The 25,361-nt window shown below is 37.7% G+C and carries 12 protein-coding genes; 1 reads left to right on the top strand and 11 read right to left on the bottom strand.

Annotated elements, in window-relative coordinates; translation table 11 throughout:
- Nucleotides 1–4 precede the first annotated feature (4 nt).
- The 6 genes from ACZZZW_RS15270 to ACZZZW_RS15245 form a co-directional block, all read right to left on the bottom strand.
- Nucleotides 5–3,256: a SusC/RagA family TonB-linked outer membrane protein gene (locus ACZZZW_RS15270; RefSeq protein ID WP_463494634.1), complete on the bottom strand. Its 3,252-nt coding sequence runs from the start codon at nt 3,254–3,256 to the stop codon at nt 5–7.
- A gap of 670 nt (nt 3,257–3,926) precedes the next feature.
- The gene (locus tag ACZZZW_RS15265) at nt 3,927–4,913 is read right to left on the bottom strand and encodes a hypothetical protein (RefSeq protein WP_157255373.1); all 987 of its coding nucleotides are present in this window, start codon (nt 4,911–4,913) and stop codon (nt 3,927–3,929) included.
- A 45-nt stretch (nt 4,914–4,958) separates the two neighbouring features.
- Nucleotides 4,959–6,845, bottom strand: a complete 1,887-nt coding sequence (locus ACZZZW_RS15260; protein ID WP_463494631.1) for a RagB/SusD family nutrient uptake outer membrane protein — start codon at nt 6,843–6,845, stop codon at nt 4,959–4,961.
- An 11-nt stretch (nt 6,846–6,856) separates the two neighbouring features.
- On the bottom strand, nt 6,857–10,018 hold the full coding sequence (locus ACZZZW_RS15255) for a SusC/RagA family TonB-linked outer membrane protein (protein ID WP_463494629.1): 3,162 nt from the start codon (nt 10,016–10,018) through the stop codon (nt 6,857–6,859).
- A gap of 513 nt (nt 10,019–10,531) precedes the next feature.
- Complete coding sequence (locus ACZZZW_RS15250; protein WP_463494627.1) at nt 10,532–11,200, bottom strand: DUF3826 domain-containing protein; 669 nt, start codon at nt 11,198–11,200, stop codon at nt 10,532–10,534.
- Nucleotides 11,201–11,210: 10 nt separating this feature from the next.
- Nucleotides 11,211–12,848 (bottom strand): fucose isomerase, encoded by a 1,638-nt coding sequence (locus ACZZZW_RS15245; RefSeq protein ID WP_463494625.1) that lies wholly within the window; start codon nt 12,846–12,848, stop codon nt 11,211–11,213.
- Between the two features lie 223 nt (nt 12,849–13,071).
- Here ACZZZW_RS15245 and ACZZZW_RS15240 point away from each other — a divergent pair, with 223 nt between their 5' ends.
- A complete protein-coding gene (locus ACZZZW_RS15240; protein ID WP_055906843.1) occupies nt 13,072–13,941 on the top strand; it encodes an AraC family transcriptional regulator in 870 nt (289 codons plus the stop codon).
- Nucleotides 13,942–14,406: 465 nt separating this feature from the next.
- On the opposite strand, the gene ACZZZW_RS15235 is transcribed toward ACZZZW_RS15240, so the two are convergent.
- The 5 genes from ACZZZW_RS15235 to ACZZZW_RS15215 form a co-directional block, all read right to left on the bottom strand.
- The gene (locus tag ACZZZW_RS15235; protein WP_463494623.1) at nt 14,407–15,339 is read right to left on the bottom strand and encodes a dihydrodipicolinate synthase family protein; all 933 of its coding nucleotides are present in this window, start codon (nt 15,337–15,339) and stop codon (nt 14,407–14,409) included.
- A gap of 59 nt (nt 15,340–15,398) precedes the next feature.
- The gene (locus tag ACZZZW_RS15230) at nt 15,399–16,967 is read right to left on the bottom strand and encodes a sodium:solute symporter family protein (RefSeq protein ID WP_463494621.1); all 1,569 of its coding nucleotides are present in this window, start codon (nt 16,965–16,967) and stop codon (nt 15,399–15,401) included.
- A gap of 98 nt (nt 16,968–17,065) precedes the next feature.
- Nucleotides 17,066–20,722, bottom strand: coding sequence for a malectin domain-containing carbohydrate-binding protein (locus ACZZZW_RS15225; RefSeq protein WP_463494620.1), 3,657 nt, complete (start codon nt 20,720–20,722; stop codon nt 17,066–17,068).
- Entirely contained in the window at nt 20,719–23,535 is a 2,817-nt protein-coding gene (locus ACZZZW_RS15220; RefSeq protein WP_463494619.1) for a glycoside hydrolase family 95 protein, read from the bottom strand. Before ACZZZW_RS15220 ends, ACZZZW_RS15225 begins: the two co-directional genes overlap by 4 nt.
- A 1-nt stretch (nt 23,536) precedes the next feature.
- Nucleotides 23,537–25,123, bottom strand: a complete 1,587-nt coding sequence (locus ACZZZW_RS15215; protein ID WP_463494617.1) for a glycoside hydrolase family 28 protein — start codon at nt 25,121–25,123, stop codon at nt 23,537–23,539.
- Nucleotides 25,124–25,361: the final 238 nt, after the last annotated feature.

Below are 25,361 nucleotides of genomic sequence, written 5' to 3'. Positions count from 1 at the left end.
AATTTTAAAGGCCAACATTTAAACCGAATGAATATGTTTTAAGCGTTGGGTATGTACCCACCGGGCTTGAGAAATCTCTGTATTTACCTGGAAATGGATTAATAAACTGAACAGGATTTGTAGCCTGTGCAAATACCCTGATACTTGCTATACCAAGCTTTTCTGTTAACTTACTAGGTATTGTATAGGCCAGGTTGGCATTGGTAATGTTAAACTGCGTGGCAGATACCAGCCAAAAATCGGTATTTTCGTAAATGCTGGTAAAGTATGGATTTGGATAAGCGGCATTAGGGTTGGCAGGTGTCCAATGATCGGCCCAATAGGCTGGCCTGTTGCCATATACCGATGGGCTTGTACCACTCGGTTTTAAGCCGCCAATACTTGTTTTACCACCCCATGATAAGCCCATTACCACATTTAAACTTAAGCCACTATAACCTACATTAAAGTTTAGCCCCAAATTGTTATGGTTGTTTTGTCTGGAGCTAACAAATTGCCTGTCTTTGGTATCAATAATACCATCACCGTTAACATCTTCATAATTGATCATTCCAGGTTGCAAAATATCATTGAGTACTTTGACCTTTTTAGGATCGTTTTGCACCGCCGATCCGTTAATTCTTTGTGCAATAATTGCATCAGCTTCTGCCTGCGTACGGATGATCCCTAAAGATTTATAACCAATATAACCTCTATCACTTGAGTATCCTGTATTATCGTCTATCGTGCCTAACTGTGCTGTAGAAACATCATACTTTATGTTCCGATTATCGCTCCAGGTATAAAAAGGAGTTAAGCTATAGTTGAATTTACCTACCTGATCGCGATAAGAAACGCTAAATTCGTAACCGAACATGTTTGCTTTAGCAAAATTCTCTGTTGGTACCGCCGCCCCAATAAGTGCAGGCACAGATGAGGTTAAGGTAGACAATAAGCCATAGCCGTGTGTCCAGAAATACTCTCCAGAAATGGTTAATTTATTTTTAAGAATACCCAAATCGAAGCCATAATTGGTTTTCAGGTATTTGTCCCACACTACCAGCTCGTTCGGAATAGCAATATTCGTTCTAATCGCAATACTTCTGTCTATCTCATTAAAAACAGCACCGCCGCTACTTCCTGTACCTAAATTATATGATGGCAGGTATTGATATGCTTTAGTTGCATCAGTACCGGTTAACCCTACTGAAGCCCTTAGTTTAAATAAGTCGATAAATTTGAAATTATCCTTAAAGAATTTTTCCTGAGAAACTACCCAACCAGCTGATGCTGCAGGAAAGCCACCCCAATTATGACCCGGGGCAAAACGCGAACTTCCATCCCTGCGGTAAACCAGTTGCAAAAGGTACTTATTGTCGTAATCATAATTTAAACGGGTAATTAAAGATTGAAAACCTGTTTCACTTACCTGGCCAGATTGATTTGATGTTTGTGTGCCTACCGTAAAGGTTTGGTAAGGCAAGCCACCCGCAACAATGCCTTCGGCTTGTGCTGCAACGCCTTCTGATGAAAGTTCTCTTTGTTCAAAAAGGGCTAATGCTGAAATGTTGTGTTTACCGAATGAACGATTATAGTTTAAACCAGCATTTAACTGATAATTATCTGCAAATATTGGATTCAGCCTGATTCTATCGCCATTTTTGATTGGAAAAACACCTTGAAGCGTGCCTCCCGGAATGTGGTTGTTAGCCCCTAAGCCAGAATACTTATAATAGTTAAAAGTTGTTCCGTATTGTTTACCGTTAGAACTGTTAATATTTTTATTGATGGTGGCAGTTGCCGTTAAACCCTTAACACCGGGAATTTCATAAGTAACCTTGCCTAACATATTCATTACGTAAGATTTTGAACTTGTAAAATTATCTGAGTTTTGAATTAGGAAGAAATTGATGTTCTCCAAACCTCCGGTATTACTGGCTCCTAAAACTACAGGATTGCCATTAATGAAGTACTCAGACCAGGGATTAATGTTCTGTAATGTTGCCACATCGTTATCTAAACTCTCTGAAGTACCATTTAATTTATAATAATAACTTCTTGAAGAGGATACATCAGCACTTACTGAAGCTGAAACCGTTAAACGTTTAGATAATTTAGCATCGATACTTGCGCGTAAACCATATTTACTCGAGTTTACCCCTTTAAAGTTTGAATTTTGCGTAACATAATCACCGCCAACAAAATATGTCACTTTATCGGTACCACCACTAATATTTAATGATTGACGGTAGAGATTTGAGGTTTTAAATGCATCTGCAAGCCAGTTATGGTTGTTTTTTGAATAATAATCCAATTCATCGGGTGTATTCCATTGGGTAAGGGTCCTGGTTAGCTCAGGCACGCCAGCAGTTTCGATATAACCATTGGCATTTACAATTTTATTGGTAAGCACTCCTGCACTTGTTTGCTGATAAACCTGTGCATTCAAATAATCGTTTACAAAATTCCCTAATTCTAAACCCGACATCATTTTGGGTAATTGTGTTGCATCCGAGAAACCTACCGAACTGCTAAAATTAATGCGTGGTGCACCTAATTTTCCTCTTTTGGTTCTAACAATTACCACACCGTTGGCACCAGAAACACCATAAATGGCAGCCTCTGCATCTTTTAGGATAGAAACACTTTCTACCACGTTTTGATCCAATAGATCAAAATCTGATTGTGTTCTGATTACATCATCGATTACAAATATTGGATTTGTACCTTGTTGACTGTCTTTAGAATATACAATTGGATTACGCACCTGAATGGTAGTTCCCTGCCCAGGCCGCTGTGTACCTCCTGATACGGTTAAACCAGGAGCAGTTCCGCGCAATGCCGCACTTAATGATAGGGCTGGCACATCTTCAATGGCTTTCATGTTCACTGTTGAAACAGCTCCCGTTAGTGTTATTTTTTTCTGGGTACCATAACCTACCACTACTACATCCTCTAAATTCTTATTGTCTGAAACAAGTTTGACATTAATGGTATTTTGTGTACCAACAGGTATGGTTTGCCTGGTATAACCAATGTAAGAGAATACAAGTACATCGGCATTGGATTTTACCTGAATGGTGTAAACCCCATCTGAATTTGTACTTACATTACTTGGTGCGCCTTTTAAACTTACGTTTACTCCAGGGATTCCCTGGCCGTCGGCCTGATCTACCACTTTACCGGTAACCTTCCTGTCTTGAGCAAAAATTATAGTGCTTGCTAAGATCATAATTAGCAATGACAATGAAAATTTGCGTAAAAATTTTAATTTCATCTTAATATTTGGTTAGTTTCAACTCAATTTGCGGCAGATTTAACCTGCCATTTTACACTACAATTTTTCTCAACATTTTTAAATGCTAAAATTATACTGATGTAATAACTTGTAAACTTTTTAAGTGGAGGGCGTTAACGGTTTGTAAATGAAATACTCGGTATTTCACCTGATGTATATGGCTTAATGAAAAACTAAGTCATTAACTTTGATAGAAAAATTAATGTAAAATGGGAAATTTGGCTCATTCTTTATTTTGATCTGAATAATTATTTTTGGTTAGAAAGTATATTATAATTCAAAATTGCACGTAATATTAAACTATTTCATGTATAATTTTGGCCAGGTATTGTATCATATTATCATTGAATAAAACGCAATCTTTCTGATTTATGCTGAACAATAACCGAGATACAAGGTAAAAATTATATTCATATATAAATATAATATTTAAATAAAAATATTGTAGAATTTTGTTCGCTACTCTATTATTACACAAAAAACGTTGTTTTAACGTTTATTTTAAGGTTTTGGTAAGGAAATATTTACATAAACACTTGCAGGGTTATTCATAAATACCTTTATTCTAGCTCCCAAAAAATGCTTATCCCAAAAAAAAAGAGAGCATTTCTGCTCTCTTTTTAAACCAAATACATAAAATTTTTAAATTTTACCGTTGAACTTTTATACTCACATTAACGTAAGGCCTTTTTTGCAGATCAGCAGTAACTGCATTAATATACATCATACCATATTTACCTTCTGGCGTTAGAAAAAACACGGCGTTACCCGCTGCAATACCATTAGCAGGAAGTGTTTGAGTAGTTTCGTTAAATGTAATTGCCCTTGCTTTGGCCAGGGTTTCTATAGAAGAACCCGAAATGGCCGTTGTAAGAAAGGCAGTAGCCTGCCCGGTAACCGGCTGACTAAATTTAGTAGTCCTTTTTGGGCTAAAACCACTAATATCATAAACCGTTAGTGGATTTGTAGCTACGCTTGGAGAATATAAATTAACCACCCAGGTTGGCGTTTGAGCTGTTGAATTGGAACCTGGTTTTCTATAAATTCCAAAATCTATCTTAGCCGCATTTGCTGCTGCATTTGTGTAACTAAAACCTGTTGCATCGGTAAGTGAAAAAAAGCTCGGTAATGATTTGGCAACAGTATCCGGTAAAAAGATATCTCTGTTTGCATAAATCATAAAACTTGGATTTACATCAACGGTTACTTTTTTGTATCCATCACCAATGTACACTCCTTTTTCGTTCAAAGCACAAATGCGATAGCTTTGTTTACCATCACGAAGCGCTGCTGCCGGAAAAGTTGTATTTGGAAGTTTAATCACTGCCGAAAAATTTCTGCGTTGGGTAGGATCAGTAATTGCAATGGTATAACGTGTAGATTGTTGTGTACCTGCAGAAACCTCAAACACATAAGAATACATATCCTCTTTAGCAGAATTTAAGGTGAAATCAATCCATACCTCTTCCTTGTCGTTAATTACTTTATAATCGGTAACACAACGTGGATCGCTGTTGTTGAAAGTCACTGTTACATCTTCGAACATATTAAATATGTTTGCCGACTCTTTTTTACAGGATGCGCAAAAAACTACGCACAGGCCAATGAGTACCTTATAAATATATTTAGTTTTCATTATTTTAATTTTTAATCAGATCAACTGAACATTTATTCTTTAATATTAATCAAGCGGGTCAAATGTGCCACCAGCCCATCCAACTGTAGGAAGGATTTTATTGCCAAAACTTACAAAATCATTATGGAAGGTATAGAAATAATGAAATTCGGGTACATTATATGGTAGATAGGTTGTATTTGTAACCACCACATTTTTAAAATACTTGGTATAAGTGGCTTTATCATTAATATTTAAAGTTTCTCTGAACAATGTTGTACCTCCTGGAACTGTTGGATCTTCTAATACCTTTTTATCTTTTTGATCTGATCCTGATGGTGGATTTACCAGCTGCACTTCCAATTTAGCCATATTCCCTGTTAACAAATGCATGGTGCGCGATCTTCTTAAATCTGAATTACGTTTGTTCTCGAAAGCGAATTCAATTTGTCTTTCATTCAGTATTAAGTTGCGCAATTGTGGCGTACTGCCAGCCAAGGCAAGTCCATAATCAGAATCGCCTGCTACTACCCCAGCTCTCGTGCGGATCTGTCGTACCAGGTCTTTTGCACCAGCAATATTTCCTGTTTCATTCAAGCAATCTGCATAATTTAACATTACTTCAGCAAATCTAAGCTCAATCCAATCCATCCCGCTTCCGCCTCCGATAGAGTTATTGTAAACAGATGCACTTGCTGTTAAAGTTGGTGTAGAAAAACGCTTAACATATACAGCGTTTCCACTGCTTTCTCCGGTAGCTAAATTGTAAGTCCATTGTTTTCTATTTGCATTTCCGCTTAAAGGATATACCGATCCGTTTGTGGCAAAAGTAGCTTCGAACCTTGGGTCTCTGTTTTGCCAGAACATGGTAGCATCATATGGAAAAGCTGTAGAGGTATTTAATGGTTTCCCATCTTTCATTGGATAAGCATCCAACATTTTTGTAGTTGGCATATAAAACGTGTTCGGACTTCCACCTTCAGATGATGGTCTAACACGTTGTTCGGTTCCATTGCCCCTGTTTGGTATGGTGTTTGAATAGGTTCTAACCAGAATTGCTTCTGTATTGGCGGTACCTTCTACCCGGAAAATATCCAAATAATTCGGCATTAATTTTTTACCTGCCGAAACACACATATCATAAGCTTCTTTATTGGCCGTTAAAGCATCAGCCCATCTTGATGCCTGGTAAGGGTGCTTTGCATCATTTAAGGGGTTAAACTGCGGACTGGCCCAATACAATAACACTTTCGCTTTTAGGCAGGTAGCAATTAGTTTAGTAATTTTACCTCTGCCATCGGCATCATTTGGTGTAAAACCTTCGAGTAGAATAATTGCGTTATTTAAATCGCTTAATATTGCTGCAAAACATTCTTTGGCAGGCCTTCTGCCCTCATCATAAATGGTATCATCTCCCTGCGGTTTTAACGGAAGTGGAACACCGCCATAAACCTTAACCAGCTCGAAATAGGTAATTGCTCTAAGCGCATAATACTGCCCAAGCAATTCATTCTTTTTTTGCGTGAGCATTGTACTCGTTGGAAGATTGGCAATTGCATCATTACACCGGGCAATATCCCAGTATTTATTTTGGCCTGGGTTACCACCATAGGTATTACCGGTATACCTCACATCATTATTTCCTAACACACCCTGCAGCCCGAGTGCTGCTTTTGCATTTGCATCACCATCCGGAAAGTAATTTTCATCACTTGCATAATGAACACCATAACGATCAGGAACCAGTTGCAAAGGAAATTGATACATGGCTACATCGTACACCCTGTTAAGGTGTAACTGTACTGAACCATCATTATCCCAAATGGCCTGATCGATACCGCCAGTATCCGGCAGTAAGAAAAACTCATCTTTATTTACACAAGCGGGTAAAAGTGCAGCTAATGTTAAAATAGCTATGGCCTTTTTTATATTGTTTTTTAATTGATTAATCATTGCTCAAAAAATTATAGGTTAACACTCAATCCTAATGATATCGTTCTCAACATTGGATAATCCCAGGCACTTGAGGTGTATGGATCTTTATATGGTAAAGGATTTACAATGGTCCAAAGATTATTTCCTGTAAGTAGAATCCGGGCTCCACCAATTCCTAATCTGCTTGCAAACGCACTAGGTGCCTTATAACTTAAAGTCATGGTATTGATCCGGATCATGGTGCCATCAACAGCCCAAAAATCAGAGTTTATGCCTAATGATGGATCATCAAACCTAGGATATTTACCTTCTGTTGGATTTTCTAAAGTCCAACGATCTGTCCATATCGTTAAAGTATTTCTAGTTTTTGAGGGTGCTGTTCTTGCTCTGCTATCGTAGAAAATTTTGCCACCAAACCTTGCATTGATATTGGTGTTTAAACTGAAGTTTTTATACGTTAAATTTAAGGAAATACCAGAAGCAAAAAATGCATTTGTGTTATTGTACAAAGGAGATAAATCACTATCTGAGATTACGCCGTCAGCATTTGTATCTTCATAATATAACCATCCGGGTTGTGGAATTCTATCGTAAACCCTATAATTCGGATATTTTGCCATCCAGGCATCCACTTCTCCCTGCGTTCTGAACATGCCCAGGTTTCTTAAACCGTAGTTGCTTGTATTGTATTTGCGTGGGTCGGTACCGAATAATTGTAAGTTAGGAAAGGTGTTGTTAATTAAGTTTCCTGGTGTGTAGAGGATTCTATCTGTAACAGAATTTCCATAAGAAAAATTCATGCTCGCGCTTAGGTTCCAATCTGTAGCAAGTTTTGCTTTATAACCAATACTGAACTCAGAACCCCAGTTATAAAGTTGCCTGTAGTTTAATACTGGTGCTTGTGTGCCAAAATATTGTGGATATTGATTGTTTGCACCCAACTCAAAACCATCGTAAGTATAATTTTGAAATGCCTCAATACTAATATCCAATTTGTTGTTAAACATCGAAGTTTCTAAACCAACATTTATTGTTCGTTTCTTTTCCCAGGTAATTTCAGGGTTTGCCAAACGTGAACGGTTTAAACTGTTCGAATTAGCATTGCCGTACACGTATCCATTGGTTACATCAATCTGAAAACGATCTTGCCATAACCGTACACCAACACGGTCATCACCAGTAATACCAACGTTTGCTTTTAATTTAAGGAAATTGATAAAGCTGAGCGCATTGCTGTTTTTAAAGAACTTTTCCTGACTCACCACCCATCCTATTCCAATGTTTGGCGATACACCCCAACGGTTGCCCAATGCAAAGTTAGATGAAGCATCAATACGGGCGATACCTTCGATGAGGTATTTTTTATCAAAATCATAACTAAAACGAGCAAAACCAGAACGCTTTGAAACTGCTGTTTTATCTAAGTTTGATGCCACCAATGTATTAATATCATAAGCAAAATATTGATCAACACCTGGGATGAGCTGATTGGTGTAACGTACAGTTGAATTTTGTGAATTGCCTTCACTTTGCTCCGCACCAGCTAAAAAACTAAAACTATGTTTTGCAATTGTTTTTGCATATTGAAGCGTTAGAAAAAACTGATAGCTGTTGTTATCAATTAAGCCTGGGGTATAACTTGAATTAGCTGCACTTGTTGGCTGAAAGGTGGCCGCAGTACCCACCGGTGATTGATTGGTGAACAATTCGAGGTTATTACCTCTTTTAGCAAAATTGTAAAGTGTAAAAGGTGGTATATATTGTGTATTTTTTGATGAGCCACTTGATTGAGAAACCTGGCCTTTAATTACAAGACCTTTCAAAAAAGTTGGCTCATATGTTAATGCCGCATTGATTCGGTAAGATTTATTGGATCCATTATTGTAATAACCAGATTCTGAAACAGCTAACGGGTTGATATTACTGGTGTTAACCCCATTAACATTATAATTTACAAATTTACCATCAATACTAATCGGAACCCATCTTGGAACAGTTATCAGCCTTTCAAAAAAGGGAGCATCATTATCTTGTGCATTATGGTGCAGTTCCTTCGTACCATAATCAACATTAAAGTTTACATCAGCTTTTAAACCGTTGGCTAATGTTGCAACTACACCACTTCTAAATGAATATTTATTAAACTTCATCCCTGCATAGTTTCCATTTTCTCCCTGGTAACTTCCTCCAGCAAAAAAGGTAATTTTATCACTCCCGCCAGAAATACCGATGTTATGTCTTTGTGTAGTAGCTGCTTGCCAAACTTCATCGTACCAGCTTTTATAATCCAGCGTTTTGATATATTCCAAATCCTCAGGAGCAAAATATTCCGATGCAGCAGCACCTTGTGAGCGGAAGGTATCATTTAACAATAAGGCATGCTCATAACCAGATAACATTTTTGGAACTTTAATCGCATCAGAAACGCCCACATAGCCGTTGTAGGTGATGCTTGGTCGGCCTATTCTACCTTTTTTCGTTGTAACCAGTACAACCCCTTTAGCACCGGCTGCGCCATAAATTGCAGCTGAGGCATCTTTTAAAAATGTTAAATTTTCTATCATTGAGGCGTCAATATTATCAAAAGCCTCTCTTGTTACCGTAATATTATCTACAACATAAAGGGGTTCATCAGTGGTACCAGCCGCTGCTGTAGTGGTGGTAGAATTTCTAATATTTAATGTTATTGGCGAACCCGGTCTACCTGAAGATTGACTTACACCAACACCAGCAATCCTGTTTCTCAATGCTCCTGCTAAATTTGGCGCAGGAATATCCTGAAGTTCAGCCCCGCTAATGGTTGCTACAGCTCCTAAAATTTCTGATTTTTTCTTCGTTCCGTAACCGATAACAACAACCGCTTCATTATCTAAACTCTGACTATCTTCTACAAAGCTTACGTTTATATTGGTTTTACCTGCCAGTGCAATTACCTGTCTAACATAACCTACATAAGAAAATACAAGTGCATCTGTTTCAGGATTTGCAATTAAAGCAAATTCACCTTTATCATTGGTGCTTACATTATTGGTTTTACCGCGGATCCCAACGGTAACTCCGGGAACGGGCTGCCCATCTTTTTTGTCTACCACTTTACCTGTAATCTGCTTTTGTTGGGCAAAAACAGCGGTATATGTGAATAACATGAGCACTAAAACCCATGAGGTTTTTCGTAAAAATTTTAAGTTCATATTTGTTATTTGGTTAGTTTTTTATACTAATTAGATTTATTTTATCCTTAATCGAGCAGCATTTGCTTTATTAAAGAGTAACATATCCATACCTGGCAAGCTTGATGTTGCCAGTTAAAGTTTATCCAATAAAATTTTCCGGTTAAGGAGGTGTTAGTTGGGATTCTTTTTGCTCATAAAGCTTGCTAGTTAGGCAAAGAATCGGATAGCGTTTTAAATTTTCGGCGAACGATAATTTTTTAATTTAGATTTCTCATATCTTTTTTTTTTATAAAATTTAATTTTGGTTAGAAAGTATAATTCAGGGCTTACTATAACCTTGAATATGGGTATTTTATTAATAAACAGTTAAATATTATATCATTTTAGCAAAGGATGTAATACACTAACTATTAACTATTTAATGCGTTATTTTCTTTAAACAAGATACAATAAAATTCATATATAAATGAAATATTCTTAAATAAAAAAGAAAAAAATAATGGAGCATTCAAATCTGCTCCATTATGTATACTAATTTACTTGTGCTTTCGCTTTTCTTCGCTTCTCCCACTCTGCTCCTTCTTTCTTCAAATCGTAGCCAGCAGCAGATAGGTAATTATTAATTCTACCTTTATATTTACCAAACCAGGCATGTTTTTTATCTGATGATTCTGCATCCATTGCATGCTCCCTGGCCTCGGTTAACCAGGTTAGAATTTGTTTTTTCTGATCATCTGTTAATGTTAAAATTTCTTCCTGATAAGCCTTGTAAGTAATGGGCAGTACATTGTAAGTCATGCCGTTTTTAACAAGTTCAACCTGCTCATTTGTTAATTGTGCAGACAATTTGCTGATGTATTTTTTGTGGAGTTTTGCAAGCGATGTTTCTACAATGCGGGCATCTTTTGCAAGGGCCGAGTCGCGCGCTACCTTATTTTCTTTGTTTTTCTCTTTAATCTCTTTAACACGAATATCCCTTGCAGCATAAATATCGTTTAACGCACTATACTGATCCCTGATAATCCCGGTAACTTTTTCAGTTTTCTTGGCATCGGTAATACCTATATTTGTCACAATTTTAGCAGAACGCTCAGTAGTCATTTTGGTATAAGCCTCTTTATCGGCTGGGGTATTATTTTGCGCAAAAATTGCCGTAATGCTCGAACACGTTAACAGTAAGGCTAAAATTGATGATTTCATGTTGCTAATTTTAAATTAAATTTCTTTTTTTATTAAGGTTCACATCTCCGCAGAAATGTACTTTTAAGCCAAGTTCATCTAATGCAGCAGCTTTTATCCTGCAAGCCTCATGTGCTCCGGCTTCATAATTTGTGTAAACTACCTGTATGTGGTTGGCTTTATGCCTGGCCATCAACTGGTCGCGACTCACTCCTTTTAAAATGGCGTGCATAATTGGCCATTCAGGTGTTGTTCCATCCCATCGTCTTTTTGTTTCTTCCTCAGGCAAAGCTACCACTTCGCCAACACCTAAATCGCAATGAATTTCATTATCCATAATGTATACACGGCTCCAAACAATAAAACCGGGTTTACTGATTCCTTTTAACGAGCCGCCACCTAACCTGAAATACATGGCAGGTTGCCTATCGCTGCTTGCGCCTGCATAACCATTAATAAAATGTGCTGATGGTGCTGCGCCCGAAATCAGGAATAACCATACAAAGCCATCTACTTCCTCATTTTTATAATATTCGCCCCAACGGATATCATGTAAAGTGTTTTCGCCAGTCATGCCCAATTCTTTCCAAAGATTATAGGTTACCAAAGCATCCAAACCGGCACATTCATCAACTTCGTTAAAATGTGGTATTGCGCGTTTGGGATAAAGCGCTTTCCCCTCTATAGAAAATACAGGTGGCCGGTCTTCATTATTTAATAAACCCTCTACCAAATCGCTGGCCACGGTTAAATCTTTTAAACCTTGTTGGTATTGTATGCCAATGGTGTCGCAGCTAAATTCATCAGCAATTCTTACCGCTGCAATGTACATTTTGCACTGTTCAAGGGTTTGTCTTTTGGTTAACTCGGTTTCTTCATTGGTGCCCCAGTTAAAAGTCATTCCCTTTTGTAAAAGCCAGTCTAAAACAGACTCAGCTTCTACATTTGTTACTTGTAACATGGATGCGTAAAGTGCTGATTGACTTAACCGTTCTTTAAAGAATCCGGTTTTATGAAGCAGTTCGTCGGGAATGATAGCATTGTACATACCCATGCAACCCTCATCAAACACGCCCATAATTACTTTGCGTGCTTTTAAATTTCTGGCAAAAGTTCTTCCTATCTTATCATCACTGGTTGGAATTTTACTGAGGGCAAAACTTTTAACATGGCTTTGATCGTAGCTAACTTTACCTGTAGATAGCCATTCCTGTAATCCATCAGTGAAAAAGTCGTCAGTAAAATTTTCACTCCACAAAGTGCTGTAAGGGATAGCTGCTTTGGTTAAACAACCATTCAGGTTTAACATGCCCACTAAACCCGGCCATTGGCCGCTCCAGTTTGCTACTGTTAAAATAGGTCCGCGGTGCGTGGTAAGCCCAGCAAGTACGTGATGAGAGTATTGCCAAACACTTTCTGCTACAATTAAAGGCTGCTCAGGATCGATATCGCGAAAAATATCCATACCCATTCTTTGCGAATCGATAAAGCCATGTTTTTTTGTTGAATTGTAAGGATGGGCGCGTTTAACCTTCCAACCAAACTGCTCGATTGCTTTAGTTAGTTTTTGCTCCATTTCCAATTGGGCAGGCCAGCAGTTTTGATTTGCCGAAAGCCTTAAATCCCCGCTAGAAACCAATAGAATTTCTCCTTGTTTACCCTGTCTCATATTTTATTAATGAACAAATTATTTATATAAAAATAATTCGTCAGCTTATATTTTGGTTAAGCCTATAAGGCTATATACAAAACTCAACAATGAAAAACACAATTTTCTAATGGTTTTTATCAAATTAATATAGGATGTTATCATTAAACTAATTAACTTTAACCCGCTGTGGTACAATTTATATCGCAATATATACAGCACTAACCAAATATTTACAAGTAACATGAAACCTCATTTTCATAAAGTTCCGATTACCTTACAAAGTTCCTTTAGCATCCGGCATGATATCAAACCTGATTTTGGTAACATCTGGCATTACCATCCTGAACTGGAATTGCATTATGTAATAAAAGGTGAAGGCGTTCGATTTATTGGCGACAACATCAGCAATTTTGTGCCTGATGAGATGGTGCTTTTAGGTGAGAACTTGCCACATACCTGGCGCTGTAAAGATGAGTATTTTCAAAATAATCCAGATTTAACCACTGAAGCCATGGTGATTCATTTTTTACCCGATTGCCTGGGCAAATACATGCTTACTTTACCTGAAGCTTACCTGATTCCGAAGTTATTTGAAAAAGCGAAAAGTGGCATGGTGATAAAAGGCAAAGCCAAAGACAAACTGGTTGATTTAATGCGGGCTGCTGTAGATGCGACAAATTTAGACCGCATTATCATTTTGTTATCCATTTTAAAAACCTTGGCCGAAACGGATGAATATGCTACCATTGTAACGAGTAAAAATACCTTTTATCAAAGCAATGAATCTGAAACACTCCGCATTAATAAAATTTGCAATTATACGCTGAGCAATTATAAAAAGGACATCACACTTGAAGAAGTAGCATCATTAAGTAATTTAAGCGTGACTTCTTTTTGCAGGTATTTTAAGCTAATGACAAAGAAAACCTTTTATGATTTTCTGATCGAAATAAGGGTGAGCCATGCCTGCCGTTTCCTGATTGAGAACAAATTACCCACCGAAATGATTTGCTTTGATTGCGGTTTTAATAATGTTTCAAATTTTTACAGGCACTTTAAAAAGGTTACCGGAATGACACCTTTGGATTATAAAAGGAAGTATTTGAATTAATAGATCCTGAAACAAGTTCAGGATGACGACCGCGCTAAAAGAAGATGAATAAGCAAGAAATCCGCAATAATTAGGTCCTGAAACAAGTTCAGGATGACGAGCGCGTTAAAAGAAAATGAATAAGCAAAAATCACCAATAATCAGGTCCTGAAACAAGTTCAGGATGACGACCGCGTTAAAAGAAGATGAATAAGTAAGAAATCACCAATAATTAGATCCTGAAACAAGTTCAGGATGACGACCGCGTTAAAAGAAGATGAGTAAGCAAAAATCACCAATAATCAGGTCCTGAAACAAGTTCAGGATGACGACCGCGCTAAATGAAGATGAATAAGCAAGAAATCATAAATAATTAGGTCCTGAAACAAGTTCAGGATGAAGAACGCGTTAAAAGAAGATGAATAAGCAAGAAATCAGCAATAATTAGGTCCTGAAACAAGTTCAGGATGACGAACCGACAAAAACTTATATAAAAACCTTAATATTCAAATTATTGCGAAGCAAGGTATAATCATCAAACAAAGTTTCTACCTCTTTTACTACACTTGGCGTAAATGAACCTACATTTCTGCGTGTAAAAGTAGAAATATTGAGTCCGCGTTTTTGCAGAAAATATTTCGAAACCACAGGATAAACATTATGCATTACATCCATATTATCAATCAAGAATTGTTGCACCACCTGTACTTCATCTTTAAAAGCTTCATCATTGTAATGGTCGCACAGCCAAACAATTAATTCTGGAAAATAATTTCCTTGAATGCATGATAAACCAGATGCACCAGCTTTTAACGATTCTACCGCATGAACGATATAAGCGTCATATAATCCAAATGTGCTGCCTTCTGTCAGTTTCAATTTTTCTTTAATCTGATTCAGATCCAGGCAGGTGTCTTTATGGTAAATTACCCTTCCAGTTGATACGAAATCGGCCAATTGTTGTGGTTTCAATACTCTTTTATAAGGCACCGGGCATTCGTAAAATCCCAATGGAATTTTATCTGTTTGGTTTAAAAGATCAAATACCCTTTCGTTAAAAATCTCATCAGATTCCGTTTCATCGGCCAACAAGCTGGTAATGGCAATTACCGCCTCTACACCTGTATCGCTTACTTCTTTTACAAAATCTGCCTGTTTAGTTATTTCTCCTCCAAATGTTCCGGTAGCAACAACCGGCACTGCTCCATTAACTACTTTAATTACATGTTTTATAGCCTGGATTCTTTCCTTATCATCTAACTCGAACATTTCGCTCGATAAACAATTTGCGAATAAGCCCGATGAGCCAGCTTGCAGGTAAATTTCTGTCAACTGTGTAAGCGCCGGGTAATCTATGTTCCCGTTATTTAAAAAAGGCGTAAGCATGACCGGGATGAACCCTTTTTGTGAGTTTTCCATTATAATATGATATGGTAAAATTTTCTATATAATTTGCCTGGATAAGTTCTAAAAGAATCTTAATGGGCGGTTTTAGTTTTTTGTTTTTTAATTTTCGACAGGAAAAGTCCTGTTAAAAAAATGGTTAAAGTGCCAATCACGATAATCATATTTTTATGTAAGGGATTTCTAAAAGCTTCATATTCCGGAGGAAGAAGTGAAGAAAATGTCATCCATATAATTACGGCTATTCCTATTATAGTTGCAGTGATGGCTTCGTGATTTTTAGTTTGCCTGCTGATAATCCCCAGGAGAAATAAACCAAGCATTCCTGCGGCAAAAATCCCCGATAATTCCCACCAAACGTCTAAAATGCTTTTTACTCCAATCATGGCGATGCCGGCAATCATACCGAGTAAGCCAAAGCCAACAGTTGCCAAATGCAAAAGTGATAAATTCTGCTTTTCGGTGATACCCGGCTTAAAATACCTTTTATAAATGTCGACCGAAAATACCGTAGCCGAGGCATTCATCCCAGAACTGATGGTACTCATTGCTGCTGAAAGAATGGCCGAAACAATCAACCCAACCAATCCTATCGGAATTTTAGTGACCATAAAATGGGGCATAATTTTATCACCATAATCTGCTGGTTGTAATGCGTTTTGTACCTTCAAAACCTCAGCGGCCGAAGCATGTAAAGGCAAACGCTCAATCGCTACCTGGTGTTTAATCGATTGTACCAGATCAGGATTAATCTCGTAATAAGCATATAAGCAAGATCCTATAATAAAAAACAGCAAGGATGCAGGTATATAAAGCCAAACGCATAACCAGATCGACTTTGAAGCGGCTTTACTTGATGATGCTGTATGGTATCGCTGAATGTAGTTCTGATCCATCCCGAAGTTATTCAGGTTGATAAAAAAGCCATAAAGCAGCACCACCCAAAACGAAGAACCAACAAAATCAAGCTTAAAACTACCTAAATTGAATTTTTTGGCCGATTGTCCGATCTCTACAATTTTCGAAACCCCTCCCGGCATATTTGAAATGATTAAATACAGAATCAGTAATGCGCCAAAAGTTTTCACTACAGCTTGTACCACTTCTGTCCATATTACCGCTTCAATTCCTCCTAAAACGGTATAAACAATGATACAAATGCCCATTACAATCATAATCATCTGCATGGAATAACCTGTAAGTGCTTGTAAACTCAAAGCGATTCCAAAAAATATAGATCCCATTCTGGCCAATTGCGTTAACAAAAAACACACCACTGCGTATACTCTTGCCCATGCTCCAAAACGTTTTTCTAAATGAGTATAGGCCGATATTTCACCCGTATTCCGATAAAAAGGAACAAAGTATTTTGAAGCAATCCAGGCGGCCAACGGCATTGAAATACTGAACACAAATGCATTCCAGTTACTACCAAAAGCTTTTCCAGGTACGCCTAAAAAAGTGTTACTGCTTAAAAATGTTGCATAAATAGATAAACCTATCGCCCATCCGGGGATCAGGCCCGAAGCTTTTGTAAATTGCTCGGAGTTTTTATTTTTCCTCGAAAAATAAACCCCAACTAATATCATTCCAACAAGATAAATGAAGATAATTGCAAGATCGACTACAGGAAGTCCTTTCATTATTTGTTGGCTCGTTTATTAATTTGGTTAAAACAAATATGCATGTCTAAATATCTACATTAATATAAGATTTTGGCCACATATTATATAATCTTATCTTATTGAACATCCAATGCATCAACCGCTAATCCTTTAGCATCGATGGCAATCAATTTTAGTTTATATGTTCCGGCATTTATCATGCTCCCAGTATTGGTGCTCAAATAATTCCATTTACCAGTTTTGGTTGGCGCAAATTCAACATTTTCCGTCTTCATCAAGGTTTCATCTGCTAAAGAGAAAGTTAATTTTCCTGTTAAAGGCTTTTCGGATGGATTATGGTATTTAATCGTTAAGGAATAGGTGTCGGCAACGCCAACTGAAATCTGCCAGGTTAAATTTCCCTGATCAACAGCATTAAAAACCACACGTTCCTTATCCATAAGCATCGATTTCATTATACCCTTACCTGCTAAAATACCCTCGGTAGCTTTGTAAGTGGTAGTGGTTTTTAAATCGTAAGCGGGTTGTAAGTGGGTAATTGGCAGTGCGAAAACAGTTACAGTTCTATTATCGAAAATAATTCTTTCATTGGGAATAAGCCGTTTGCGATAAAGATGGAATATTTCATCCTTACTATTTGTTAGGGAAGTTTTAGTGGCTTCGAATCCCTGTGGTATGCTGCTATTTATGTTTAATGCAATAAAAGCATCCAAACTATCTGTAGCGGTAAATTCGATACTTTCTTGCCCGCGGGTGGCTTTTAACCATTCGGCACCGAATAAATTGGATGGAAGTTCCGAAAATGTTAAATTTTCACCTTTAAACTGTTCATCTCCAATATCCAGCCAACTGTTAAGTTCAGCATTTTTAATTTTTGCTAAAAGTGATTTACTTGATTCAGCAGGTTTAATAGCCGGATTTAAACTGGCAATTGCAATAGCTGAGATAACTGCCTGACCAACTTTTACATGCGGGAAATTAATATCCAAAAAGCCACCTTTAACAGTTATTTTAACCGTTTTTTTTAATAAATTGTTGCTTCCGGATGCCTTCCAGATGTCTAAATCTTTTATAACCGTTTTACCATTAAAAGCGACATCAAATAAACGCATGTCTTTGGCATCAAAACCTCCACCAATCCCCATCCAGGGTTCAATAAAATAAAGTTCGACCAGATATTCCCCATCAGGAAGTGGAAAATGGTATTTCAACTGATCCCTGCCATACCTGAAAGTTTGAAAAAGCTTCCAATCTTTAGTACCATCAATGGGTTGGAATGTGCGCCGCTGACTGGCAAAAAAATTAGGAATACCCGTGAAATCTTTTGTCCAGGAGGTTGAGCCAAAGTTGTTAGATGAGGTTAAATTTCTGTCAGCATACCATTTGCTTCCATTGGTATCTGTATAGTCGCCACCGCCACAGTTTACGCGATATACATAATTATATCCCTGAGCAGGAACGGTTAATTTTTTATCATTAATTAAAGTATTAAAATTTGGACTTTGAGGCAGGTTTTGCAATACAATTTGATCTTTAGCAACTGCTTTCCCGTTTACATAACCTACTGCATATAATACGTTATATTTTATATCTGGCTTATTCCATTGGAAGTGCGTGCCTATTGCGCCACGTTTTCTTCTGCCTAAAGATTGGCCGTTTATATCATTAAAAAGTTCTACCTCATCACAGTTAGCATACACCACAATACTATCTTTAAATCCCGGTTTGTTCCAGCGGTTTGGCCATGTATGTGAAACAATGTACACCATTGGCTCAGTTTGTTTTGGTGCATAATTTGCCCTGAACATGTAAAATACATCTGTTGGCTCCTCCCAGGGGGTAAACATGCCCTTGTAATTTACAGGCCCTACCCGATCAAGATCTCTCAAACCTTCACCGCCCTGTACCCTGCCAGGGTTATCGTGCGAACTGTATAACCAAAAGAAATGACCTGCTGTTTTATCTTTTACCGATTCGGCCAGGCGCACTTTGGTTTCCATTAAATCGGTCATTTTGTTTTCGGTATAACCTTTTCCATTGGCATCGGTTGTATGAAGATCAATTGTTCTCCATGCACCGTATTCACCAACCAAAACCTGCCTTTTTAAATCTTCGCCATAAGCGAGCGGATTGCCGCCATAAGTGCCTGTCCAGTTTTGAGGCACATCCCAATCTGTACCTTTACCACCATTGCATGTAGTTACTTTTCTTTGTGATGAAGCGGTAGGATCTAATTTTCTAATCAGCTCGGTACATTCTTTAGCAAAATCTTCTGGTAGTGTACTTTCATTTTCCAAACCCCACAACACTACAGCCGGACTGTTTCTGCGTTCTTTTACCCAATCGGTTAAAAGTGCTTTAAAGTTCTTTCGAAATTCTGGTGTATCATACCAGATATGTGCGGCCATTTGTGTCCAGCATAAAACCCCTTCCTGATCCCAATAATCTGAATACAATAAATTATGCGGCTGGTGTGCATCGCGAAATGCATTAAAACCTGCGGCCTTAATTTGCCTAACCCTCGAACTAATCTGCTCATTGCTAAAAGCATGGCTCTGACCAATTAGATGCTCATATTCTGCAATGCCATTGATAAAAACAGGGTTTCCATTTAATAAAAACTGTTTTTGGTTTGCCTGATTATCAATCCGATAGCTATAGGATGGCCAACTGATCCAGCGGATACCGTAAGGTGTTTTCAGCTCATCTACAATTTTCCCGTTTTCGATTATGATAGTTTGAACCGTGTACAAATATGGATTTTCTAAAGACCAAAGTTTAGGATTGATTATTTTATCTGTTTGCTGATCAATTTGAATTTCTTTGCCACTAAGGATAGTTATTACTTTCTTTAATTCTTTAACCTGTTTTCCGGTTTTATCTAGTAACGTGTTGATTATGGCTATATTTTTAGGCTTCGGACTGTAATTTTTAACTGTGGTACTCAGATTTAAAATTGCTGCCTTTTCTGAAACTTTATTATCGTTCCAAATGTGTACGCCAAAAGGTTCAACCCGAATATCATTGGTTACAATTAAATGAACAGGGCGAAAAATCCCCATTGGCTGAGAACCCTCTGAAAAACCGCGTTCGGTAGAGCATCCTCCATCAACCCAAGGTAAATCCTGAATATTTGCAGGATGATCGGCGCGGATAGCCAAAATATTTTCCTGGTTATTTAGTTTAATCGCGCTGGTAATATCTAATGTAAAAGTTGTTCTGCCGCCAGCATGATAGCCTACTTTTTTGCCGTTTAACCAAACAGTAGCATAAGAACCTACCCCTTCAAAATATAGAAAAAAGCGTTTTCCCTGTTTAATTTCAATCGTTTTAAAGGTTCTTCTGTACCAGGCATAACCATGCTTATTGCCGTGAAGTTTCCGTTGATAACCCTCATATTGATCCCAGTTGTGCGGAACATTTACTGTTTTCCAATCTGTTGTTTTATAATTGGCCTGCTGAAAACCATCATAAGTATTGCTGCTTTTTTCGTCGGCAATGGTTTGCCAATTTGAGTTTAATAAAATGTCTTTTCTGCTATGATTTTGCGCATAAAGGGAATTAGACCCATATAATGTGAGGAAACAGAATAGATATAAAAATAAATGATTTAAATTAATCCATTTTGTTTCGTGAATACATGATCCGAGGCTACTGGGTAAAATACCTTTTTCCACGTTCCTACTTGCGAAATTTCGCAAAGAGGGCTCAAACCAGCCTGATACTGGCAAAATATCCCTCCACTTCCTTTTAGCTTTTATAAGTGAATTCATCGTGCTATCAAATCTCCATCCAATTGGTAACTTTCACCTGCTTTTGTCTCAATATTAGCGTTTTTGTTTTTGTAACGGATTTTGCAATTTCCTCCTGTTCTAGATTTTACCGTTAATGAGGTTAATTGTCCCCTATCCCAGGTTAAATTCAGCTCAAAACCACTTCTGGCGCGTAGTCCTTTAATTTCACCTTGTGGAATGGCACTTGGTAATGCGGGTAAAATATCCAGATAGCCTTGATGACTTTGCACTATCATTTCGGCAATTCCGGCTGCACCTCCAAAATTTCCATCGATCTGGAAAGGTGGGTGTGCATCAAAAAGATTTACATAAGAACCTGCACCGTTATTGGCTGGTTTCATCAGCATTTTTACCAATTTCATGGTATGATCGCCGTCTTTAAATCTTGCCCAAAAATTGATCTTCCAAGCCAAACTCCAACCTGTAGCATCATCTCCACGATACAAAAGCGATTGTTTTGCTGCCTGCATCATTTTTTCATTGCCATCCCATGTAATGTCGTTTCCTGGATAAACACCCCACAAATGAGAAACATGACGGTGTTTGTTTGTGGTATCGTCTTTATCTTCAAGCCACTCTTGCAATTGCCCGTGTTTACCGATCTGATTCGGGGCAATCTGTTTCACTTTCTCGATTAATGTTTTTCTAAAATCTGCATCTGTGTTAAGTGCTTCTGATGCTTTAATACAATTATTAAACAGCGATCTGATGATTTGATGATCCATTGTTGGCCCTGCAACTAAACCACCATTTTCTGGCGAATTAGAAGGTGTACTGATTAACCATCCCGTTTTAGCATCTTTAACCAAAAAATCTTCATAAAATAAAGCAGCTTGTTTCATTAATGGATAGGCCTCAGTTTCTAAAAACTTGCGATCTTTACTAAACTGGTAATGCTCCCACAAATGCTGACTTAACCAGCCACCACCACTTACCCAAATGCCATGATTTGAAGCGTTAATTGGTGCAGTTCCGTTCCATAAATCGGTATTGTGGTGTAAAACCCAGCCACGGGCATTGTAATATTGTTTAGCCGTTTCAGCACCAGTTTTTGCCAATCCTTTAATTTTACTAAAAAGAGGTTCGTTAAGGGCTGATAAATTGAGAATTTCTGTTGGCCAATAATTCATTTCCAGATTTATATTGGTGGTATATTTACTCCCCCATGGTGGTGTTAAAAGATCATTCCAGATTCCTTGCAGGTTTGCGGCTTGTGTACCGGGCCTTGAGCTCGATATTAGCAAATACCGCCCATATTGCATGTACAAAGCAGCAAAAGCAGCATCGCTAGTTGTTCCAAACTTTGCTAATCTTTCGTCAGTTGGTAAACTTTCATTCTCCGAACGACCAAAATTAACGCTAAAGGTGTTGTAGTAGTTTTGGTATTCTTTAATATGGTTTTGCTTAATCAAAGAATAAGGTTTACCTTTTAAGCCGGTTAAGGCTTTAGTATTCGCAGTTGCGGGATTTCCGGAAACATTTTGAGCATTGATAAAGTTAGTTCCAGCAGTTAAATAAAGTGTTACTTCATCTGCCTGATTGATGCTTATTTTTCCATTTATGACTTTAACCGATCCATTTTTAATCACCACAGTCAATCTGCTTTCTCCCATTAAAGCACCATCTTTTACCTTAACCGATAGCGCAATTACATTATTCCCCAACGTTTTAACCGACGATTTTCGATGAACGCTGGAGAATTCTGCATCAAAACTGATGGCCGATTTTTTATCAGCAGTCAGGTGAATAACAATAGATTGATTTGGCTGACTCGCGAAATACTCCCGTTGGTAGTTTACACCATTTAAAGTATAAGTAGTTTTAGCCACAGCTGTACTGATATCCAATGACCGTTTATAATTTGTAACAATCGATTTTGTTTGTTTAAAGTATAAGTTTAAATCGCCAAAAGGCTGATAACTTCCCTGATATTGCGGTACAGCAGGTGGATTTTCATCCTGAATTAAATATTTCCATTCCTTTACAAGCGAAATACCCTGATCTATGCCAGTTCCTACAGGGTAAATCCCTATTTTTTTTGAGGTGTCTTTATAACCGACCAAACCACCTTTATCGAAATAATTTAAAACCTGGATAGCAATTGTATTTTTGCCTTTTTTAATCAGTTTTGCAGGAATGGTATATTTTCTTGGCTCTGTATTGTCTGTATTACCAACCAGTTCCCCATTGATGTAAGTAAAATCCTGATCGCGAATGCGGTTAAGGTCGAGTACGAGGTCTTTTCCAAGCCATGTTTCAGGTACATCAAATGTTGTTCTGAACCAAACTGCACCATCTAAATTGGCTAAACCTATAGTTTCCCAACCTTCATAAGCTGGTACTTTAATGTTTTTCCAAAGTTTGTCGTCGAAGTTTGCAAGTGAAGGATTTCCTTTGATGCCTTTCCTTGCTTTCATATCGTTTACCCAAACTTTTCGATCTCCCGAACTACTTTGCAAGCCCATAAAATGTTCCTGAGCTAAAGCTTCAGCGGCAGCCTGTTTTCCTTCAGCAAGTAGTTTTCTAATTTCCGGCAGGTATTGGTAGGCACCTTCTCGGTTATAATCTCTTGGCGCACCTGTCCACAATGTTTCTTCATTAAATTGAATGTGATCAACAGCAGTGCCGGCAAAAATCATCGCCCCTAACCTGCCATTGCCTATGGGTAAGGCATCCGTCCACTTTTCGGCAGTTCTATTGTACCATAGAGTATGGTTATTTTCTTGCCCATAGCTGCCAAAGTGAGCTGTTAATATTAAAAATGATGTACTTAATAAAAGTTTAAACCTCATATTATTGTCCTTTATCGCCTGAAATGATTTCGATGCTACCGTTTACTTCCTTCTCCTTTTTAACGGCCTCTTTCATTCGCCTAAAATTATTGTTTCCTAAGAAAATGTTTTTTGTCTCAGTGCCGCTTAATTTCAAATAAGTAACCGTTTCTTTCGTCGGGAAAGCATTGTACAGGAACAGATCAGACACATTTGTGAGATCAATTACAGCAGCATTGGCATTTGGTTTATTACTTTTTAAAGCGTCTACAATTAAATTATTCGTTTTTAGCACTTTTAACGATGCACCCAACTCCGTATTTACAGTTACATTATGAAACTCAATATTACTTGAATTTTGGATAGAAAAGCCAGTTTTGGCATCCATATTAATGTCGTTGAAAGTAATATTATCGATAGGCATTTCTTCTAAACCATTTAAATAAGCGGCTTGGTTCACCTCACCAGTAATGTTGCTAAAATGAATGTTCCTGAAAACCGGTGTACGCTCAGAAACAGCTTCGACATTTGTTTTGGCGTATTGCATATCGAGTACAATTGCCTGATCTTTAATGTTTTTCATAATAATATTGCTCACACGAATTTCTTCTACTACACCACCTCTTCCGCGAGCAGTTTTAATGCGGATACCACGATCAGTTCCATCGAAAATGCAGTTGGAAATCGCTATTTTGCGTACATCACCAGACATTTCGCTGCCGATAACCACACCGCCATGACCAGACAGCATAGTACAATTGGTAATTACATAATTTTCTGCCGGAACTGCCATTTTTCTTCCAGGTGCATCTTTGCCCGATTTAATGGTAATGCAGTCATCGCCAACACTGATGTGGCAATCTGAAATGTGTACATTTTTGCAAGATTCAGGGTTAATTCCATCTGTATTGGGCGAATGTGGGTTATTAATGGTAACTGCATGGACCTTAACATTTTCGCAAAACTCTGGATTTATAGTCCAGAAAGGCGAGTTGCGGATCGTAATGCCATCGATCAACACATTTTTGCAGAACATAGGTTGTATAAACGGCGGCCGAAGAAAGCCACGTTTCATCTGCTTAGGATCATCTGGCAAAATAATATCTTTATTCAAACCGTCAAAAGTAGTTTGCCATTTAGAACGTGCTTGTCCTTCTTTATAACCTTCTACAAAATCCCACCATTTTTTGCCATGCCCGTCAATAATTCCACGCCCGATAATGGAGATGTTTTCTACTTTATAGGCATAAAACAAAGGCGAAAAACTGGTAACATCTACGCCTTCATAACGGCTTTTTACCATAGGCAAATAATCGTTGAAATTATCGCTAAAATGCAATTCAGCACCGGCATCAATCAATATAGTTATGTTACTTTTTAAATGGATAGCGCCGGTCAGGTATTTTCCAGCAGGAAAATAAACTGTTCCACCACCAGCTTTTGATGCCGCTTCTATCGCATTTTTAATTGCAGTTGTGGCCAGTTTGCTACTGTCGTTTTTTGCACCGTATTTAATTACATTATAATAAGATTGGCCGCTGGCAGTTAAGCAAGTGCTCATTGCAATTAAAAAAAATGAGGTTTTGATTATATGGATGTAATGTTTCATTTGGTTATATTTTATCGCTTTTTCGTCATGTCCACCGTAGTGGAGAAATCTTTGAACGTTACTAAAAAAAGTTTAAAGATTTCTCCGTTTCGCTTCGCTCCAGTCGAAATGACGACCGATTTAATTCATTTTCACCATTCATCGTCCCCGTTTGTAACGAGGATGTTCGAAAACAGCGATTTTATCGCTTCTTACTCAATGGATATCCGGTATGTGAGGACACAGACCAAGGACTTTC

This window comes from Pedobacter sp. AC379, from assembly GCF_979258145.1.
Note: the sequence above shows the minus strand (reverse complement) of the source record. Positions and strands in the feature narration are given on the sequence as shown.

Excerpts from the sequence above, each read along its gene's own strand:
- ACZZZW_RS15270 (WP_463494634.1), bottom strand. The coding sequence starts at position 3,256 with ATGAAATTAAAATTTTTACGCAAATTTTCATTGTCATTGCTAATTATG.
- ACZZZW_RS15265 (WP_157255373.1), bottom strand. The coding sequence starts at position 4,913 with ATGAAAACTAAATATATTTATAAGGTACTCATTGGCCTGTGCGTAGTT.
- ACZZZW_RS15260 (WP_463494631.1), bottom strand. The coding sequence starts at position 6,845 with ATGATTAATCAATTAAAAAACAATATAAAAAAGGCCATAGCTATTTTA.
- ACZZZW_RS15255 (WP_463494629.1), bottom strand. The coding sequence starts at position 10,018 with ATGAACTTAAAATTTTTACGAAAAACCTCATGGGTTTTAGTGCTCATG.
- ACZZZW_RS15250 (WP_463494627.1), bottom strand. The coding sequence starts at position 11,200 with ATGAAATCATCAATTTTAGCCTTACTGTTAACGTGTTCGAGCATTACG.
- ACZZZW_RS15245 (WP_463494625.1), bottom strand. The coding sequence starts at position 12,848 with ATGAGACAGGGTAAACAAGGAGAAATTCTATTGGTTTCTAGCGGGGAT.
- ACZZZW_RS15240 (WP_055906843.1), top strand. The coding sequence starts at position 13,072 with ATGAAACCTCATTTTCATAAAGTTCCGATTACCTTACAAAGTTCCTTT.
- ACZZZW_RS15235 (WP_463494623.1), bottom strand. The coding sequence starts at position 15,339 with ATGGAAAACTCACAAAAAGGGTTCATCCCGGTCATGCTTACGCCTTTT.
- ACZZZW_RS15230 (WP_463494621.1), bottom strand. The coding sequence starts at position 16,967 with ATGAAAGGACTTCCTGTAGTCGATCTTGCAATTATCTTCATTTATCTT.
- ACZZZW_RS15225 (WP_463494620.1), bottom strand. The coding sequence starts at position 20,722 with ATGAATTCACTTATAAAAGCTAAAAGGAAGTGGAGGGATATTTTGCCA.
- ACZZZW_RS15220 (WP_463494619.1), bottom strand. The coding sequence starts at position 23,535 with ATGAGGTTTAAACTTTTATTAAGTACATCATTTTTAATATTAACAGCT.
- ACZZZW_RS15215 (WP_463494617.1), bottom strand. The coding sequence starts at position 25,123 with ATGAAACATTACATCCATATAATCAAAACCTCATTTTTTTTAATTGCA.